This is a genomic window from Pseudomonas sp. NBRC 111139 (assembly GCF_001753955.1).
Taxonomy (GTDB): Bacteria; Pseudomonadota; Gammaproteobacteria; order Pseudomonadales; family Pseudomonadaceae; genus Aquipseudomonas; species Aquipseudomonas alloputida.
This window is the reverse complement of sequence record NZ_BCBP01000028.1, coordinates 24,092-42,382: the sequence shown is the minus strand read 5'-3', so window position 1 is coordinate 42,382 and position 18,291 is coordinate 24,092. Positions and strand designations below refer to the sequence as shown.

Sequence of the window (18,291 nt, the reverse complement as noted above, 5' to 3'; positions counted from 1 at the left end):
TCGGAGGCTCCATGCTCGATCATATTTTTCTCTCGGTGAGCGACATCCAGCGCTCGATCCATTTTTACGAGGCGGCATTGACGCCGCTTGGCATCACGGCACGTCTGGATTACGACGGCAAGGACGGCCCGCCCGGTCATCCTGACCTCAAGGGTTTTGGCGCTCATGGCCGAATGTTCTTCTGGCTGCGCGAAGGGGTGGTTGAGGGGCAGGCGGTGCACGTCGGTTTCGTCGCCAATAGCCGTGCCGACGTCGATGCTGCCTATGCAGCGGCCATGGCCCAAGGAGCGACAGACAATGGTGCTCCCGGCGCGCGGCTGCATTACGACCCGAACTACTACGCGGCCAATGTCCTCGACCCGGACGGTTATAGCCTCGAATTCGTCTACAAAAACTGGCAGCACGCCCAATGAAGACCCTGATGATTTATGGTGCGACCGGCTACACCGGGCGTATGGCCGTGAAGCACGCAAAAGCAGCTGGCCTGGAACTGATTCTGGCGGGGCGTAGCGCGAACCGACTGACGCCTCTGGCCGCCGAACTGGATCTGCCGTTTCGCGTGTTCAGCGCTGAACACGTAACGGCAGACGCCCTGGCCGGTATCAGCGTCCTGCTGAATTTCGCCGGGCCATTTGCGCATACCGCCGAGCCGTTGATGCGCGCCTGCATTCAGTCAAGCGTGGACTACCTGGACATCACCGCAGAGATCAACGTCTACCGGCTGGCGGAGTCTCTGGATCTTGAAGCTGCGCAAGCGGGCGTGATGTTACTGCCTGGCGTGGGCTGGGACGTGGTGCCGACTGATTGCCTGGCCCTGCATGTGGCGGCGAGGGTTGAACAACCTCAGTCCCTGAACGTGGCGCTGCAAGTGGCAGGCCCCATGTCTCGCGGCTCGGCATCGAGCGTGAGTGAGATCATCGGCGCAGGTGTGCTGGCGCGTGTCGAAGGTCAACTTGTGGCGACCCCCGATCAGCCACCCCGACAGTTTGATTTTGGAGCCGGCCCAAAGCTGTGCGTGCCACTGTCGTTCGGGGATCTGGTGACCGGTTGGCGATCCACAGGCATTCCCGACATCGCCATGTACGTGCACATCCCGGACGCCGCCTTTCCCGAGGGTGACCTCTCGGAACTGCCTGAAGGGCCAAGTGAAGATGAACGTCTAGCGCATCGTGCGTTTGCCGTAGCCGAGGTCGTGGGAGCAGATGGCAGTAAGGCCCGCTCAGTGATTGAGACGGTCAACGGGTACACCTACACACCGCTGGCAGCAGTTGAGGCGGCGCGTCGTGTGCTGGGCGGTGAGCGTCGAGCGGGTTTCGAAACACCGGCACACCTACTCGGTGTCGGGTTCGCCGAGACCATCGCCGGTACAACCATTACGGATTTCTAGTCAGAGTTGGGCAGCCGAGCAAAGCTGCCCTGACGTCATACACCGACAACCTCGACAACGAACCACAGGCAGGATGCGATGAACATTTCGATATGCGGCGTGGCGCTGCTCGCACTTTTCACCACCTTGGACTGCTCGGCTGCGTTGCAAACAGACGATCCTGCGGTGGTGTGCGCGATATTGCGGGATACACAATTGCTCGCTGGCAACCGGACGCAAACCTCAAGCAACGGGGCGCGATGTCAAAGTCCCGGTCGGCCAGTGCGCGGCGATGAGCGCCAGGGCAGCGAAATGACTTACTTGGCTGAGGGTGAGGAGGGTCGCGTAAAGCGGGTGTCCCTCATCGTCAAGGTCAAGAATCCAAACGTCCTTGATGCCGCTGAGCGAGAGCTGCTGCACGCGTCGAACCGTCTATCTGTGCGGCTGCTGGGCTTATCGATCCCCACCCAAATTCGCGAGGCGCTAAAAAAACCAGCGGCAGCAAACGCCCTGGTCGGTAGTGGATCGATTCACGTGTATCGAGAGCAGGCCAAAGGCAGTCATGCCCTGAGCATTTTTGTCGTGATGGAGTAGAAATGCGGGTCGAGCAACGTTCGCAGTCTGTAGAGAAGCAGCGGCTGCTTTCGACCCAAAGCTGCCTGTGGAGAGCGGCAGCAATCGGCAAATTGCGGACACAGCTGAACAGTAGTCCCGCCACCTGCCTTTTAGCCTTGAATATCCCGCAGTCTTCAAATGCAGGATCTACATACTTTAAATGGCTTGAAGTCTTCTGAACACGGAGGATTCAGGCTACAGCAATAGAGACCGGGAGACCGTGCAAAGGGCTGTCAGCGAGCGCTGCCAGGCCCCAGGCAAGCCTCGATCATTTCCGCGACGTCAAGCAAGCGCTCGCGCAAAGCGGGAAGCCAGACCACTGCCACGGACGAGTTCCGCTGTGCCAATTCAAGCACTGCCTGAAGCGCATGGTCCGAATGCCGCATTAATTCAACCAAATGAAGGCCGCTGGGACCATGGCTGCCTGCCAGCCAGTGCTTAGCGGTGCGTTCACTGGCATCGGTCCAATTGCGCAGCGTCTTGATTGCGCGATGTGACGTGCCTAATTCGGTACGTAAGGCAGCGGCTACGGCGCCGGCGTAGATTTCTGCATTGATTGGAAAAGGATTGCCCATTTTCGCGATCATTTTTCTGTGGCTCCTATTTATATTCGTTTGTGGCGCATCTGACGAAGGCCGGTAGGCGTAGTGCAATCTACGGCTTGGCATGGGTGTAGACCCCAAGCCGCTGAGGGGGCATCGATCAACAAATGAGACGAGCACAGCCATCCCTGGCAGAGGGCAGCAATAGAGCCGCTGCCTACGTCCGCATGTCGACGGAACACCAGCAGTACTCCACTGAGAACCAGCTAGATGCGATTCGCGTTTATGCGGCAGCGCATGAGCTGGAGATCGTCCGGGTGTACACCGATGCAGGGAAAAGTGGCTTGAGCCTAGATGGTCGGGAAGCTCTTCAGCAGCTACTTCGAGACGTTGACGCGGGTCAGTCCGAGTTCTCTGTGGTTCTGGTCTATGACGTAAGTCGCTGGGGGCGCTTTCAGGACCCTGATGTGAGCGCCAGCTACGAAGTACGATGTCGGCAGGCGGGTGTCAGGGTCGAATACTGCGCCGAACAGTTCGTTAACGATGGCTCACCGGTCTCCAGCATTATCAAGAGTGTTAAGCGCATGATGGCCGGTGAGTACAGCCGTGAACTGTCCGTCAAGGTATTTGCGGGGCAGTCGCGCCTGATCGAGTTGGGCTACCGACAAGGAGGCCCGGCTGGCTATGGATTGCGTCGTCAACTTATAGATCAGGCTGGGCAGCCTAAAGCAATCTTGGGTCGGGGAGAGTACAAAAGCCTTCAGACGGATCGGGTGATCCTCACTCCAGGTCCTGAATCCGAACAACAGGTCGTTCAAGACATTTACCAGGCCTTTGTCAGGGAAGGTCGAACCGAAGCTGAAATTGCAACGCAACTGAATCGGCGTGGCCTGCTAACAGACTTCCAGCGGCCCTGGACACGGGGCGTAGTGCATCAGGTCCTGATCAACGAAAAGTACATCGGTAACAACGTATGGAATCGCACGTCTGGCAAGCTGAAACAGCCCCGTACACCTAATCCAGTTGATCAGTTGGTGCGGGCGGACGGTGCCTTCTCCTCAGTGGTCGACCACGCCTTGTTTCTAGCGGCGCAGGCCATCATCCGTGCGCGGTCACGGCACTGGACTGATGAGCAAATGCTGGCCACGCTGAAGCAACTATTTGCGGAGCGAGGTTGTCTGTCTGGTTTGATCATTGATGAGCAAGAGGATTGCCCATCCAGCAGTTGTTATCGCCAGCGCTTTGGTAGTTTGCTACGCAGCTACAGCCTGATTGGTTATTCACCCGCACGGGACTACAGCTTTCTGGAGGCGAATCGCCGGCTGCGAGAGCTGTACCCGCAGATCTTGGTCGAAACGCAGGAGCGCATTCGTCTTGTCGGTGGACGCATCTCGGTCGACCCCCAGACCCAACTGGTTTGGGTTAATGATGAGTTCTCGATCTCGGTGGTGCTGTGCCGCTGTCAATGCTCAGAGTCGCCGCGCAGACGTTGGCAGCTACGCTTCGACTTCGGTTTATTACCGGACCTGACGGTCGCTGTTCGCATGCTCCCAGGTGAGCAGGAAGTGCTTGATTACTACCTCTTTCCCATGATCGATTTGGCGGCACCTCACCTGCGTCTGGGAGATACTAATCCGCGCGAACTGGAACTTTACCGGTTCGACAGCTTGGATATCCTGGCGGACCTGAGTCGACGTATACCCCTGGGGAGCGCTGCGTAATGACCACATCGGGAGAGCATCTTGCACTTCATGTGGCGCAGGCAGCGCCTATTGCGCAGATCCCACTCGCGGATATTCGCGTGCTCAACCCGCGTAGTCGCAATCAACAAGTGTTTGCACGCCTGGTGGAAAACATTGCGAGTCTGGGGTTGAAACGACCGATCACGGTGACCCGTAATGGTTCGAGTTTCGACCTTATTTGTGGGCAGGGGCGCTTCGAAGCCTTCAAGGTCCTGGGGGAGTCGGCCATTCCGGCGGTCGTGGTGACGGCGGCTGAGGCGGACCGCTATCTCATCAGCTTGGTGGAGAATCTGGCGCGACGCAAGCATTCGAACCGCGACTTGCTGATGGCGATCAACGTACTGCACGAGCGTGGTTACTCCATCAGGCAGATTGCCCAGAAAACCTGCTTGAACCGTGCCTATGTCGGCGGGATTCTGATCCTGTTGCGGCAAGGAGAGGAGCGCTTGATCGCTGCCGTCGAAAAGGGCTGGCTACCGATTAAAGTCGCGATCCATGTGGCACGGTCCGACGATGCCCAGGTCCAGGCCGCCATGGTCGAGGCCTATGAAAGTGGGCTGTTGAAAGGGGATGAACTCATCAAGGTGCGCCGTCTGATCGACCGTCGACGGGTTCTAGGGAAAGATTATGGTAAGCATCAGGGAGGCGAGCGCATGACCACTCCCCGGCAGTTGCTAACCGCCTATCAGACTGAGGTGCGTCGTCAGCGCCTGATGGTGAAGAAGGCCGACATCAGTGAGCAACGATTGCTCTTCGTCGTGACCGCATTGCGTCGGTTACTAGCCGATGAATTTTTTCGCTCAATGTTACGCAGCGAAGGCATTGATGATATGCCGCAGGTATTGGCCGAGCGTATTCAGGGGGACGCATGACTGTCGTCAAGCGTGCCTTTGAGCCTGATCTAATTACCGTCCGCCTATCGCTGATCTTGCCCTCTCGCCAAGTCACCCACGATATGCTGACCTCCGTCAAGTATGCGGCGATCCTAGCTTCCATCCGTGAGCTGGGGGTGGTTGAACCGCTTGCGGTGCATCCCGAGCCGGTTCACGGGGCAGGAGAGGAGCCCCGTTATCTGTTGTTGGATGGTCATTTGCGACTAGCTGCGCTCGTACAGTTGGGTGCAAAAGACGCGTTGTGTCTGTTGGCGACAGATGACGAAGGCTTCACCTACAACCGGCAGATCAACCGACTTACCCCAATTCAAGAGCACAAGATGATTCTGGAGGCCATTCGCAAAGGAACGACCGCCGAGCGGATTGCCGAAGTCTTGAGCGTCAACGTTGGACACATCCGCGAGCGCCAGCGTTTGCTGCGGGGAATTGCGCCGGAAGTCGCTGAGATGCTGAAAACGCGAATGGTCAGTCAGGCGGTCTTTCGTGTGCTGCGCAAGATGAAGCCTATGCGCCAGATCGAATTAGTCGAGATGATGATGTCCGCTAACTGTTTTACTGGCCGCTACGCCGAAATGGTCTTGGCCGCAACGCGTCCTGAACAGCTGGTCGAGGCAAAGAAAGTCAGTGAGGGCGTGACTGCTGAAGACATTGCACGCATGGAGCGGGAGATGGAAAAGCTCTACCACGACTACCGGTTGGTTGAAGACACCCTTGGCGAAACCATGCTGGTACTAGTGGTTGCCAAGGGCTATGTGTCTCGCATGCTGCGCAATCAGACTATCGCAGCTTACCTGGAGCGCTTCGAGCCTGACCTGGTACGGGAGCTGGCGGGGGTTGTGGAGGCGGTCACCGCAGATGCTCGTAGTCTGGAGCGTGAATAGACCCATCTGCTGTGCTGGGTGGGAGGTCATCATTCGTTCTTAGGACCGATCGTCAATGCTATTTTGGCGAGGGCATGGACTCTGGCTGAAATCGCGGCTTCGTCCCACGCAGAGCTAGCAATCAGTGGGACATTGAGACCAAGGCCAGCATTGGCATCAGCTTGTCGCGTTTCGCCGCGAAATCGCAGTGTTGGGCCGTCCTATTGACGCTGAAGTTAAGCAGCGTCAAGTTGCCTAGCATTGGGATGCTCTCATGCCGTTCACGAATCAGGAGCTGCCAGGGCGTCAATGTAGCGCAAGAGCGCACTATCACTTCGATATCGACGCGTCGCTGTCCGCTGCCACGCTGTCATCTTTCAGCGGCCAGTGGGACGTTCCAACTGCGCGGCGAAATATGTTCTATATCAAGCGCTGATAGGTCTGGTACTTCTGGCTCTTCGCTTTTAACGGATAGCCGTAAACCGCTTTCGAGTTCCGTTAACAGCGAACAGGTTTTGCGGTATCCAGCCGGTCTGGGTACAACGGTACGCTGACGCAGGCGTTACGGAATTCACCGATCCCCGTCAGCTGTAGTCGAACGTGATGAAGGATTGTGCTGGGTCGAAGGCAGCGTCCGTGACTCGCAGCGTTTGCCCATTGCGGCCCTTTGCGAAGGGCCGGTTTGGGTCGAAAACGGACAGTGGTGTGCTCATTAACTCAGCCCGCGTCCACCGGCCTTGAAGTCAAAGGCTTGTAGATTTGTCGTGGCAGCGGGTGCTTGGGCAGGGCACTTAGCATGGCAAGTTGCTGAGCCCGTGCCTGCCCAGCCTGAACGGCTAATGCTCATGGTCACCCATCGAGTGGCCTCATTCTGTACGACTGTACTGGGGGCCACAGGTCGGGCACTGTCATTCAAGCAGTTTGCTAACGGAACCGTGGTGATCGGCGGGAAGCTGATTGGATCTGTCGAATTCGCTGACCGACACGGCGAAGTGGAGATGCATAGGCTGAGTACCAGTGCGCGCACTGTGACTGACCGTTTCCCACACCTCCGACACTTGGCTGTGAACCGTGCTTGGTCGGGCATAGAAAATTTTATCGCTGACGATTCGCCAGTGATTGGCAGAAATGGGAAGGCAAGCAACCTCAGCTTTGTGGGTAAGGTTGGCGTTTTCCCTAACTTTTAAAACGGCTGAGATGAAAGGAGAATCTATTTCCTATCTAAGTTCGCAAACCGCATACGTTCCATTGTTAATGTCCTTGACTTTAGAGAAGTAGGGATAGTGCTCCTGTACCTGCTGTGCACTGCAATCCGTTGTGTCGGTGGTTGTACCCTGGTCAAATGACCACAAGAGTAAACCATAAAGCCTATTCTGCTCTGCGGTGTCTCTAGCTACTTCTTTAATTAGCCCGGCAAATTTTAGAAGTCCTTCCGAATCTATTCTTTTTACATTTCCGAAAAGATCTTGCACTCGCGCTGCGTGAAATCCGAGTAGCGCCGAATTGTCATATAGTATGCTTTCATTTCCGGAAATTGAAACCCAAACACATGAAGACTGACAATAGCCTTTTCTTTCGGATCCATCTGCTTTTTTATATTTATTAGCAATGCAAGTTTTTAACCCTTTACGATGAATAAAGCGGCCGAGCGCAACGGAAGTGTCGACATCCCCACCTTCAGATACTAAGCATACTGTATCTACTTCGGGGTGGGACTTAATAAAATCTAGGAGGTCCGAGGTGGTTTTGGATTCTGATCTTAAATTAATTGGTCCTTCCAAGAGCGCTACTGGATCTCGGCACTCTCCTTTCCCATCACAAGCAGTCGCTAGGGAGATCTGAAGCGGCGCGCCATCCTTAAAATGCAAGTAGGCCACAACGATCACCAAAGTAATTCCTAGGGCAAGTAAGTATGCGCAAAGCTTATTGATTTTTCTCATGCTGCCTATTCCGTAAAATATCAAGCCAGTTGCTTTACGTGAATGCTAGCAAGGGCACTGCTTTCAAAGCAATCGATTTAAGTTTGGTGCCCTGCCTGATGGGGTATGCAATCATAAAGCTATCCTAACCTTTACTTATAAAGCCCAGTGATTCCGGGTATTGACATGAACTGAGAGGCGCTGCCGTTTTTTGTATTGTTTTCAGAGTTAATTCTTTGGGTGCTCGTGACCAAGACACACCACTTCCTTGCTCTTGTAATCCCTACAAAGTGAAGATTCAAGTCTTGGTCCCAATCTGGGAAAACTTTTTCGTCAAAGTTTCCAGTATATCTGCGAGTAGGAAATACCCAGTCATAGAGGTCCAAATGCACTACGAGGTCGAACTCTAGTCCTTTCGATTTATGTAGAGTCATTATCTGGATTTCACCGGGGCGCGCGCTTTCATAGTGCAAGATTTCTTCTGGCGACGATATGGTTATTTCAAGAGCATCGAGTTCAGCTTGATTGTCGGTAGGGAAACGGAATGAGTGCGCGATCTCCAGAAAGGCTGGTGGGAGGCTGGCTGGCTGTAAATTCCGGAGGTCATGTATCGACTTCCTTAGGGCCCGCAGCTTAGCAGGGGTGGTCTTAAGGAGCGGAAAATCTTCTAGGATTTGTTCTACTAGCTTGCGTTTGTCAAAATAGAAGTAGAGTAGTGCGGAGAAAAAGCGTCCCAGTGGACTGACGATCTGTGATAATGGATCATCTTTATAGAATCTGGCAGGAAGTGTGAGATATCTTTGCAGGCGCTCGATTGAATTATTCCATCTCACCAAAATTGCTACTTCACTCAAATCCTCAATCTTGAGAGCCCGTGCTGCTTTTTCTATCCATTCATTAAGTGTGCTGGCCACATCGTCCTGTGTGCCATTGAAGCGCCTGTGATATACCCGAACGTCGTTTTCCTCTACGGGCAGTAGCTGGCACTGAGGGGCGAACAAGCGGTTAGCATAGTTGATAATGGAGGGGTGGCTGCGATGGTTAATATTGATGACGTGGTGTTCGAAGTTTGATTCGTCTGCCGTGAGTGCCAAAAGATAAGTAGGGTCGCTGCCTCGGAACGCAAATATAGACTGTTGCGTGTCTCCTACAGCGACAGCTTTCAAACCCAATGAGTGTAGAGCACAGAAAAGCCTGTGCTGAGGCTCCGAAGTGTCTTGATATTCATCTATATACACAGAACGATATCTTGCCTTGATGTAGCGCCTGCATGCCTCCGATTTTTCTATGATTTTGCAGGCAATGATCGTGACCGCTTCAAGAAGAATAAATCCTTTTAGATAGTGCTCTTTAAACTCGGGCTCATATAGGTTGTAGTCGCTTGTCTGAAGATTTATATTGGTTTTCGAAAGCTCAGGAAGATTTGCTTTGTAATTTTCCTCTAGTTGGCTATATTGTACGCAAGAGATTTCCTTGGCGGAAGAGCCATAGATTCTAGCTATGAATGGAAATACTATTTCTGCGAGGCAAAAGTTATCGATGGTCCCGAAAAAGCTTGATCTTATATTGGCTCCGTTTCGTTTGCACTTCTCGCCAAGTTCCTTGCTGGATTTGATGGTGAAGGAAATTCCAATAACCCCCTGATGTGGTTTGAGACTATCAAATTCACGGCGGATTTTTTCCACCATTACAGTTGTCTTTCCACTACCAGGGCATGCTGTGATAACCATGCTGCCTAGACAGTCAATAGCTTTTTCTTGTGCGTTACTGTAGGTGATTTTAGTAGGCATGCTTAGGTCTCAGCTAGCAATTTAGCATGGAGTAGCGGCTTCGCGAGATGGCCGCCTACAATTACAGGAAGGCTATTTGATATCTGCGTCAGTAACTCCCTCATGCGGATTGCTTTCTTGCCTTGTAAGTACTTAATAGCACTTGGTGCATCTAAAGTCCGCTTCTTCAGCTTTTTGCAAGCATAGGCAATTACCTCAGACTCCAATTCTTCCGTCAAGTCGTGCTCAAGATCAATGCGTGAAAGATAGGCGCCTTTTGGATTTGTCTCCATCGAGATTCTATGCCAAGTACCGTCGGCCAGCAGAGATTGGGTAGTCGTGCCGACTGGATAATGCGGCTCGGCTGTTAATGCTGCTGCGGCCCGGCAACGATTAATTCCCGCAACGTGACGCTGTAGAACCTTCTTTACTGTGATGTCAGATACGTCATTGTCTGTTCTCATTACCCACGGAATTTCCATGGCGTCCAAGATTTTTACATATACACTAAACTGTATACCGTCAACTGACAGAATTGAAATGTTGTAAAAATCTAAATCTATCGATAATTTCTTTGCAAGCTCACTATAAAATAAAATTTCAGATGGGCCTTCTACCAGTAAAACGCATTTTGCAAAGAAGGCTTCGGCGGGCAGAATACTCATTCTGTAACCTAAGTGATCCCATGCTTTGCTGATGCAGTTACTGCAACCGTTGCTTGCTGCTTTGGTTCTTCCTCCCGCGACTTTCAGGTGGACTATCGAAGAAGGGGTATAGCGAGCCGTGATCTGAGGGGAGTGGCTGGTAATGAATGTCTGACCAGGGAGGTCATTGATTAAGTAATCAGCAAGCTTTCGTTGCTGGTGGGGATGCAAGTGAGCTTCAGGTTCCTCGACACAATAAAATACAACCTCACTGTCTGGGTCATGTTCACGCTGGCTTTTGGCCTTCCATAAAGCCATCAGAATCTGATTGTTTCGACCATCGCCTCCAAGCATAACGGATGCACCAGACGTTGACGCTCCAAGGCGAAGGCTATCAATAAACTGCTGTACTTGGATCGCGCCCGAGTCGAGCTTCACTTCGTACTCACTAAAATCGTGAGCAAGCTTCTGTAACTCCTCATTTACAGAGTCGGTCGCTCCTTTTACATAGTGTAGGTTACGAATTCTACCGTTGATGGCCTCTAGCGCTTTTCCAATTCTAGCCATCTGCCGATGATCCGACCTAGACTCTTCATCGCTACGATTTTCTAAGGATAGCTTTAGGAGTTGTCTTTTTTCACTATTGATGTATTTCTCAAGGTCTCTTCGAGATTTTACGTACCTGAGATTTATGTGCTTCAAATAATACCTTGATGGGATTTCTACAAGCGAAGGCTTTGTAGCGCCGATTTTAATCTGGTATGTCAGGCTGCGCCTATCGGCTGTGTACTGAAGCACAAAGCACGAATCATCTGTAATGTTTCCTTTCAAGCTTGCGAGCACAGCGTCCTCTGAGACTTCAGAGAAATAGATCGTAATAGACAGATTGTCAGATATTTTTCCAGCACCTGAAATGTGAAAATCAGACTCCATCGGCTCAATTTCTGCGTCAGAAAGACTTTTGTCTAAGAGCAACCTCAGCGCATAAACTAGATTGGTCTTTCCAACATTGTTCGCGCCAATAATCAATGTGTTGCGTTCAAGGCTGACAGTCGCATCCGCGAAGTTTCGAAAGCCTTTTAAAACCAGTCTGGTGATTAGCATTCTCGTCCTTGGTTTAGCGTTGCATAAGGATCGGAGCTTCAGCCGGAACGGCTATAGTGTCAATAGGGCATCAGCGATGGGCTGCTTTCAGTAAGCCCTGTCTAAAGGACTGGAACGGTAGCCCTGTCGCTTATAGGCAGTTTTGGGTAATGCGACGCCGCCCGCCTGATAACACAGCAACGCATACTGTATGCCTGCTACCAGATGGTGCGGTAGGTGCTATGGAGGTTCTATTACAGAGTGTCAGCTCTGTTTAGCGATGCTCATGAAGGGAGGGGTATCGTGCTTTCCGCGTTCTCAGCTGAGCTGAGAACGCAGAAACCCTCAACACCCGCGGGAGCTGGCGAGCGTGCCTTGTCTCAGTTATGCCTACCGCGCCCGCAGCCAGGTCTGGCGCTTCACCGATGCCTCCGGTACCGAAGAAGACGTGGTGCCGAACGGGCCGCTGCGCGTCACCAACTCCGACGCCATGCTGCCGGTATTGCTCGAAGGCCTGGCCATTTCAGAGCTACCTGAGTTCATTGCCAGCGAATACCTGGCCGATGGGCGCCTGGAGCGGATTCTCCCCGAGTGGAGCATGACCCAGGGTGGGGCTCTCGGCCAGACGCGCAAGCAATGCTAGCTGCCAACGCAGCCCTACCGATAGCGGTGAAGTAATGTCGCCAAAAGCGATGTCACTGATACCAAAATAGTGGCGCGTTGTCAGTTTTTGGCGAATGATGAGAAGCGGATCGATTGGTCGCACGCTTGGGTACCGCTTCCAATTACCTTCTCCAAAAGCGCTGGCAGGGAGGCCTCGATGTGGGCTGATGTTGATACAAAGCAAGATTTTCTGAATTATTCAGAAGTCGCGGATCTCGTTATTGATGTAATCCGTGATCCAAGCATGAGACCGGTGACGGTTGGGGTTTTCGGTTCTTGGGGAACCGGAAAATCGACGCTCTTGAATTTGATTGAAGAAGGGCTGAACCCTGCTGATGCCGAGGCCGACTTCGTTGTAGTTCGCTTCGACGCCTGGTTGTACCAGGGATTCGATGATTCGCGTGCAGCGCTCATGGAGGTAATAGCCTCAACGTTAATGGATGCCACTCAGTCATCCCAAACACTGTTCGAGAAAGCTAAAAAGCTGTTTTCACGAGTCAGGAAGATGCGATTGCTGGGGTTGATGGCCGAGGGCGGCGCGCTTGCTGCTGGTCTACCCGCTTTTGGGCTTGGAGCGAAGAGCTTGGAAGCCATCGGCAACCTATTTTCCGGAGATGTCGACGCAGATGCGGTGTCTGCTGTTAGGGAAGATGGCGCTAAGGCGAAAGTGCATTTCACCGGCCTTCTAGAAGACGAAAAGCAAACCTCGCCCCCTAAGCAGATCGCTGCTTTTAGGGCGGAGTTTGCCGACGTATTGAAGGGGCTTAACAAGACCCTAGTGGTCTTCGTTGACAACTTGGATCGATGCCTACCTGCTCAGACCATTCACACCCTAGAAGCTTTGCGACTTTTCTTGTTCATGGGACACACCGCTTTCGTGGTTGCCGCAGACGAAGACATGGTTCGGCACTCAGTCAGTCAGCATTTCAAGGATCCGGGCGATAGGCATGTAACTGACTACCTGGACAAGCTGATTCAAGTACCGGTCAGAGTGCCGAAGCTGGGTGTGCAGGAGGTGAGGGCGTATCTTTTCCTTCTTTTTGCATCGGCTGGCAGCCAAGCAGATTCCGAAAGCCTTGAGCGCCTGCGTACAGGTCTAGAGGCGAATCTTCGCGAGGCCTGGAAAGACGAGCCTATTAGCACGGAGAAAGCATTGGCTCTCATGGGGACGGTGGTGCCCAAAGAGGTAGCTGAGGCATTCCCGATAGCTGATCGCATCGCATCGATGCTCGCGACGTCAACCTCAGTCTCCGGAAATCCCCGAATAGTCAAGCGCATGCTCAACGTGATCCGGATGCGATCTCGTGTTGCTAAAGCTCGAAAAATGCCAGTTGATGAAGCCTTGATCGCCAAGGTCGCGTTGTTTGAGCGATGCATGGAGGAAAAGGCAATTGCTCATTTGTACACCGCCATCAATATTGCGGCAGGAGGCAAGCCGGAAATACTAGCGGTTCTCGAAGCTCTTCTGGAGGATCCTGAAACGTTCAAAGCAGCGTGCCCTGAGGTATGGAAAGAAAAAAGTGAGTTACTGCGTGAGTGGCTCACATTGGAGCCTCCGCTTGCTCCGATAGACCTTCGACCTATTGTTTACTTGAGCCGTGAAACAACACCATTGCGTGTGCTGCGCGCGGGGCTGTCGGCGGATGCTGCAAACGCGCTTGGCATCCTGAAGCGGACGGCCAACACGTCCTCCCCAGCGGCAATCACAGCCATCAAGACTATTCCGACTTCTGAACGAAGTCTCGTCATGGCTCAGCTCATTGAGACGATGCGCTCTCATTCGGATTGGTCAGGTAGGCCCCCGGGTTTTGAGGGCGCGCAACTGCTAGCAGAAAGCTCATCTGATGCTGGAGGCCTTCTTTCGGACTTCATCCACACAGTAATGCCTGCCAAGCTCAAACCATGGCTAAACGCGAAGGTGCGGGGCGCTAAATGGTTTGTGCAAAAAGAGTCGAACTGATATGGGGACATCTACATCGAGCAAGGGGCCGGGAGGAAACTCTCCCTACATTCCTGGTTGGGTTGATTCTGAAGGTCAACCTCCAACACATGAAGTGCCTCCGCAGCGCTTCAAGGACTTCCGGACTAACCTGGGAAAATTCGTCGCCAGTGGCGACGGTGGCTACCTGCGCTCGGCAGTAAGTAGCTATGCAGGTGCAGCGACAGGCGGTAGCGCTATCGGTGCGGCTAGATTTGGTTCTATGGCCGGAGCTGGAGGAGCGCTATTCGGAGCGATGGCAGCCCTGCGCGAAGGGCAGTCCCTACCAGGACTGGACCTGGCAGCACTTAATGGTCAAGACACTGATTTAGCAATCAGCGCCATTGTCGAAGCCCTGGCAACTGAAGATGGTGATTCGGACCGCGTTCACGTAGCAATGAATGAAGCTCTCTCGGAGTGCCTTCAGGGTTATGACGAATTCGATTTTTCAAGCATCACTGATGAAATGCTTGTGCAAATGATGTTGGTTTACGTGACAAATTGTGTCTTTAGCCAAGTCGTTTTGGATTCGAACGATGCATTCGCAAAGACTAAGTCAGCCGCTCAAGTAGAGCAAGCAGAGAGGGATCTGCATACCCTGGTTGAGTCCGTCACTGATAAACATATGCGGCCTTTGCTGAGCGGTAATTTGAAGTCATTCACTTCCAGTCGTGTTGAGCAGGTACAGCTGATGGCAATCAAGGAAGTATGGCGAGAGTGGGAGAGCTACAATCAGTGACGACCCTTATTTTTCATCATGAAATACACCGATTACCGCCACCGTCGAGCGGTGTGATACCTGTACTCATGTACGGAACTCGACCACCAGGTCGCGGTACATGCTGCATCGGTGGGCCGGTAAGAGCTGAAGTTCGACGATTGGGTGCGCCAGTTAGTAGAGCTGGCTTTGATCTGTTGACTATCGCTATGGCGATCACTGCTGCTGATACATTTGTTGACAAGGCAGAGGCAGATGATGGGTGGGCACGGGTGCTTCGGTTGTCGATTCCGATAGCCGACCCGGATCTCTGGAACCCAGCTGTCCCGCTCCTTCAGAAAGCCTTGCATTTTTTGAGTGGAGATATTTGGGACATTACATTGCTGCCTGATGGGCCACGTCAGTTACCATCGCAGAGGCGTGGGAACATCACCGTCATGGCTGGTCATGATTGCGTTAGTCTATTTTCGGGAGGTATGGATAGCGGGATAGGTGCGCTTGACCTTATAGCCCTAGGTCGACGTCCACTTTTGATTAGCCATTCCTATCGCGGTGATTCGGAAAAGCAAATCCTCATTCGCAATCAGTTGCCCGTGAATTTGTCGAGGTTCGCCGCGGTGGCGCACCCGATTTCAGGGCTTGGGACCCAGAGTGATGTGCAAATGCGTACTCGCAGTTTTAATTTCCTAGCATACGGTACTCTAGTGGGAGCGACATTGGCTCAGCTGCGCGTGGCCGGCCCCCCCGTTGACCTTTTCGTTCCTGAAAATGGATTAATCGCGCTCAACCCTCCAATGACAAGAAGGCGGATTGGTGCTTTAAGTACACGTACTACCCATCCTCATTTCCTAGGGCTGTTCCAAAAAGTTCTAAGTATTGTTGGTCTACCTGTGAAGGTCGTAAACCCTTATGCACTGAAAACCAAGGGAGAGATGCTCAACGAGTGCCTAGACCGAGCTTCACTCAGTCAGCTGGTGTCAGATACCGTCTCGTGCGGAAAGTGGAAGAGGGCTCATGTGCAGTGTGGAAAGTGCGTCCCATGTATTATACGGAGGGCATCGTTCCATGCAGCAGGCATGACTGACGACACAGAATACGGAAAGGGGCAGGATCTCAGCTCTGTGATGAACGACGGCAAAGCGCGTGATGACCTTATGGCGATGATCCTTGCTTCAAGGGGACTGCCGCATGTTGATGCCGCGAGGTGGATACTCCAGGCTGGCCCTCTTCCTTATGGCCGACAAGCTCGGGATGACTTGATCGCCGTGGCTACACGAGGCATGAAGGAGGTCCAGAAGTATTTAGCAAGCCTCAACCTTCTCTGAAGGAGGCGAACTCCTCGGTTAATCATCTAGCGCTACGGGGTTATGAGGGTGAGCGAGCAGTACCTGTTTGATTCGCCAAATATCGATCGAGAGTGATTGCCCTTTAACCTGCGTACCCTAAACCCATGATCCATATCACAACCGCTGGGCATGTATAGGACTTAGCTTGCAAAACGTTCATTTGCGAGCCCATCTCAGCGGGAGGTGATACTCTCATTAAGGCCGAGACCACCACTGGACTACACCCACTTCGGACTCCTTAGGTTACCTTTCGCTGAATTGTCATTGCTTTAACTCCTTCAGAAACGCCATAAGAACAGTGTCTGTGAATTTCCGGTACTCCCTGTCAGACATTGGAGTACCGCGCTCCGAAATCATCAGAATTGCATCATCTAATTTGTCGAAGATACGATTGCGCATGACTAGCTTGTCGGGTAATTCCAATGCCGCAAGCTCTTGCTGGGCTTGTTTCAAATAGTGAATAGGCGAACTTCGACTGCGATGACCTGCGCTTTGCATAAGCTTCAGGATGATGATTTCATTTCGGTCAGCGTAGCCTTGGATCTTAGAGTCAACACTTGAGTCAAGTGTAAGGTTTAAGTCATGGTGAAGGTTTTGAATAAAGAGGTGCCTGAATTGATGTAGGTGCGCCTTACCTTCTATGCCAGCTTTCTTCTTCAAATTGTGAGTGAGTGTGGTGAGGTAGTTAATTGATAATGGGCGGCCAGTTCTCTCTGCGATAAAAAGAAAGCCATGATCATTTGAAGTGCCTATCGTCTGTCTCATGACTCGTTGCCTGGATCTTTTGATATAATCGTCTGCCATTGACAGAACGGCAGGGTTTACCCAAACCTCACGCGACGATGATTTCCCTTGTTGTTTGAGTGAGTCAATCCTTAGACAGTTCGGCGTTTTAAGGTTGTTTATGGCATCATAGATGCTTTTGACCGTTTGCCTAGCCAATTCTCCTCTGCGGCCGCCAGTCGCCTCAAAAATTTCGAAAATCAAATGGTTTCGAGCCGACAGAAAACTTGACGAACAATTTCGTGTTTCATTCTTTAAAGCTTTTACTGTATCGATACCGATGGCTAGCCCTTCTCCTGGTGCATCATCAAGCGGCAGATCTTCTACAATCCAACTAGAGGAGCGGGTGTATGGGTTCTCTGTATTGAATGGTTTCTTCTCAGTAGGCCTGTAAGCCCGGATTACACCTTGTTTACTGACAAAGTCAGCATTTCCCATCATCTCACCAACGAACTCTAAAAAATCGAGTGACTGGTAGATGACTCGACGTATGCGTTTGCCTTTACGTTTATTTTCACCGTCCAGTCGCTTGGCACGTAGGGATGCCATGAAGTGCTGAAAGCGTGAGTTAGTAATGTCTGTAATGGAGATTGAATTATAAAAGGCGTACTTAAGCAGCAAGCTAATCGCCATTAAGTAAGTGCGAATTGTTCCGCCTCTGTTGAAAGTGGAAAGACCTTTAGCGTGCAAGTGTAAGCAAAATAAGTTCCCCCAGAACGATGGTTTACCGTCGGGAAGCCGAACTATCGGAAGCTCCCCGGAATTTTTCATTTTTACTTTTCCGTGAGCAGTAGCATACAGCGGGAGCTGGAAGCCACTGCCGACAGATTTAATTGAGCTAATCTTTGAACTCATGGAGGCTCCAAAAGTCTGATAATTCCATGGTGGCCATCAAGCTGTTGAGTTCAGCCTCATCTATTTTGAATGCGGCTGGCAGGAGATGGGCTGGTTTATGTGCGGCGCGTTTATACATCTGAAAGATCTTCATAAACAGATAGTTAAGGCGCAGAATATGCTCTTCAAGGTTTGAGATGCTTTCTTCGAGGGACTTGTTCTTTGCTTGCAGCGCGCGCACAGTATCCGCTCGGTCGGGAGGTTTAGTAATAGCTGAAATTTTTTTAAAACAGAGTTCGCGCTGTTTGTTAATAGTCTCAAAGCCGCCCGGGACTAACTCATTCGCGGCTTCTTTCATTGAGTTCAGGGAGCAGGGTGCTAGGCCAAGATCGACGCTTTCAAAGGAGGCAAAGCGGACCTGCGTTGATAGGGCCGCTACCAGGTCGGCAGATACCTTGTCTTGAGTGTCATCACCGGTGAGTGCTGCCAATAATTCAAATTTTCTTTGAATCCCGCTGAGTGTAGACTTTTTCATG

At 52.1% G+C, this 18,291-nt stretch carries 17 protein-coding genes and 1 pseudogene; 11 read left to right on the top strand and 7 right to left on the bottom strand.

The window, feature by feature from the left end; translation table 11 throughout:
- The first annotated feature begins 11 nt into the window (after window positions 1-11).
- The 3 genes from BJQ17_RS10595 to BJQ17_RS10585 all read left to right on the top strand — a co-directional run bounded on the left by BJQ17_RS10595 (window position 12) and on the right by BJQ17_RS10585 (window position 1,960).
- Window positions 12-413 carry a VOC family protein gene (locus BJQ17_RS10595; protein ID WP_070096006.1) on the top strand — a complete coding sequence of 134 codons (402 nt, stop codon included), beginning with the start codon at window positions 12-14 and terminating at the stop codon, window positions 411-413.
- The gene (locus tag BJQ17_RS10590; RefSeq protein WP_070096005.1) at window positions 410-1,387 is read left to right on the top strand and encodes a trans-acting enoyl reductase family protein; all 978 of its coding nucleotides are present in this window, start codon (window positions 410-412) and stop codon (window positions 1,385-1,387) included. Before BJQ17_RS10595 ends, BJQ17_RS10590 begins: the two co-directional genes overlap by 4 nt.
- A gap of 78 nt (window positions 1,388-1,465) precedes the next feature.
- Complete coding sequence (locus tag BJQ17_RS10585) at window positions 1,466-1,960, top strand: hypothetical protein (RefSeq protein ID WP_070096004.1); 495 nt, start codon at window positions 1,466-1,468, stop codon at window positions 1,958-1,960.
- Window positions 1,961-2,214: 254 nt separating this feature from the next.
- Here the strand turns inward: BJQ17_RS10585 and BJQ17_RS10580 are convergent, their stop codons facing one another.
- Window positions 2,215-2,568 carry a hypothetical protein gene (locus BJQ17_RS10580; protein ID WP_021782005.1) on the bottom strand — a complete coding sequence of 118 codons (354 nt, stop codon included), beginning with the start codon at window positions 2,566-2,568 and terminating at the stop codon, window positions 2,215-2,217.
- 122 nt (window positions 2,569-2,690) lie between these two features.
- On the opposite strand from BJQ17_RS10580, the gene BJQ17_RS10575 reads away from it, so the two are divergent.
- From BJQ17_RS10575 to BJQ17_RS10565, 3 genes are read left to right on the top strand one after another with little or no spacing between them, the layout of a single operon-like run.
- The gene (locus tag BJQ17_RS10575) at window positions 2,691-4,244 is read left to right on the top strand and encodes a recombinase family protein (protein WP_083285038.1); all 1,554 of its coding nucleotides are present in this window, start codon (window positions 2,691-2,693) and stop codon (window positions 4,242-4,244) included.
- On the top strand, window positions 4,244-5,137 hold the full coding sequence (locus BJQ17_RS10570) for a ParB/RepB/Spo0J family partition protein (protein WP_070096002.1): 894 nt from the start codon (window positions 4,244-4,246) through the stop codon (window positions 5,135-5,137). Before BJQ17_RS10575 ends, BJQ17_RS10570 begins: the two co-directional genes overlap by 1 nt.
- Window positions 5,134-6,039, top strand: coding sequence for a plasmid partitioning protein RepB C-terminal domain-containing protein (locus tag BJQ17_RS10565; protein WP_041166987.1), 906 nt, complete (start codon window positions 5,134-5,136; stop codon window positions 6,037-6,039). Before BJQ17_RS10570 ends, BJQ17_RS10565 begins: the two co-directional genes overlap by 4 nt.
- Window positions 6,040-6,160: 121 nt before the next feature.
- Here BJQ17_RS10565 and BJQ17_RS32065 read toward each other — a convergent pair whose 3' ends face one another.
- On the bottom strand, window positions 6,161-6,280 hold the full coding sequence (locus BJQ17_RS32065) for a DUF1524 domain-containing protein (protein WP_021782002.1): 120 nt from the start codon (window positions 6,278-6,280) through the stop codon (window positions 6,161-6,163).
- A gap of 475 nt (window positions 6,281-6,755) precedes the next feature.
- On the opposite strand from BJQ17_RS32065, the gene BJQ17_RS10555 reads away from it, so the two are divergent.
- Window positions 6,756-7,205, top strand: coding sequence for an FAD-dependent oxidoreductase (locus tag BJQ17_RS10555; protein WP_083285037.1), 450 nt, complete (start codon window positions 6,756-6,758; stop codon window positions 7,203-7,205).
- A 30-nt stretch (window positions 7,206-7,235) separates the two neighbouring features.
- On the opposite strand, the gene BJQ17_RS30985 is transcribed toward BJQ17_RS10555, so the two are convergent.
- From BJQ17_RS30985 to BJQ17_RS10545, 3 genes are all read right to left on the bottom strand, one after another.
- Window positions 7,236-7,958, bottom strand: coding sequence for a hypothetical protein (locus BJQ17_RS30985; RefSeq protein WP_139139765.1), 723 nt, complete (start codon window positions 7,956-7,958; stop codon window positions 7,236-7,238).
- A 131-nt stretch (window positions 7,959-8,089) separates the two neighbouring features.
- Window positions 8,090-9,727 (bottom strand): UvrD-helicase domain-containing protein, encoded by a 1,638-nt coding sequence (locus BJQ17_RS10550; RefSeq protein ID WP_070096000.1) that lies wholly within the window; start codon window positions 9,725-9,727, stop codon window positions 8,090-8,092.
- 2 nt (window positions 9,728-9,729) lie between these two features.
- Window positions 9,730-11,454 (bottom strand): ATP-dependent endonuclease, encoded by a 1,725-nt coding sequence (locus BJQ17_RS10545; protein WP_070095999.1) that lies wholly within the window; start codon window positions 11,452-11,454, stop codon window positions 9,730-9,732.
- Window positions 11,455-11,773: 319 nt separating this feature from the next.
- Between BJQ17_RS10545 and BJQ17_RS10540 the strand changes: the two are divergent.
- The 4 genes and pseudogenes from BJQ17_RS10540 to qatC all read left to right on the top strand — a co-directional run.
- A pseudogene (locus tag BJQ17_RS10540) lies at window positions 11,774-12,046 on the top strand (LysR substrate-binding domain-containing protein); the annotation flags it as partial.
- Window positions 12,047-12,253: 207 nt separating this feature from the next.
- Window positions 12,254-14,056 carry a P-loop NTPase fold protein gene (locus BJQ17_RS10535; protein WP_070095997.1) on the top strand — a complete coding sequence of 601 codons (1,803 nt, stop codon included), beginning with the start codon at window positions 12,254-12,256 and terminating at the stop codon, window positions 14,054-14,056.
- 1 nt (window position 14,057) lies between these two features.
- Window positions 14,058-14,813, top strand: coding sequence for a hypothetical protein (locus tag BJQ17_RS10530; protein ID WP_256559565.1), 756 nt, complete (start codon window positions 14,058-14,060; stop codon window positions 14,811-14,813).
- Window positions 14,783-16,117: a Qat anti-phage system QueC-like protein QatC gene (qatC, locus tag BJQ17_RS10525; protein WP_305775669.1), complete on the top strand. Its 1,335-nt coding sequence runs from the start codon at window positions 14,783-14,785 to the stop codon at window positions 16,115-16,117. The genes BJQ17_RS10530 and qatC overlap by 31 nt, the downstream gene beginning before the upstream one ends.
- 282 nt (window positions 16,118-16,399) lie before the next feature.
- Here the strand turns inward: qatC and BJQ17_RS29900 are convergent, their stop codons facing one another.
- Both BJQ17_RS29900 and BJQ17_RS10515 read right to left on the bottom strand, forming a co-directional pair.
- Complete coding sequence (locus BJQ17_RS29900; protein ID WP_083285035.1) at window positions 16,400-17,776, bottom strand: site-specific integrase; 1,377 nt, start codon at window positions 17,774-17,776, stop codon at window positions 16,400-16,402.
- Window positions 17,760-18,290 (bottom strand): hypothetical protein, encoded by a 531-nt coding sequence (locus BJQ17_RS10515; protein ID WP_070095994.1) that lies wholly within the window; start codon window positions 18,288-18,290, stop codon window positions 17,760-17,762. Before BJQ17_RS10515 ends, BJQ17_RS29900 begins: the two co-directional genes overlap by 17 nt.
- Window position 18,291 lies beyond the last annotated feature (1 nt).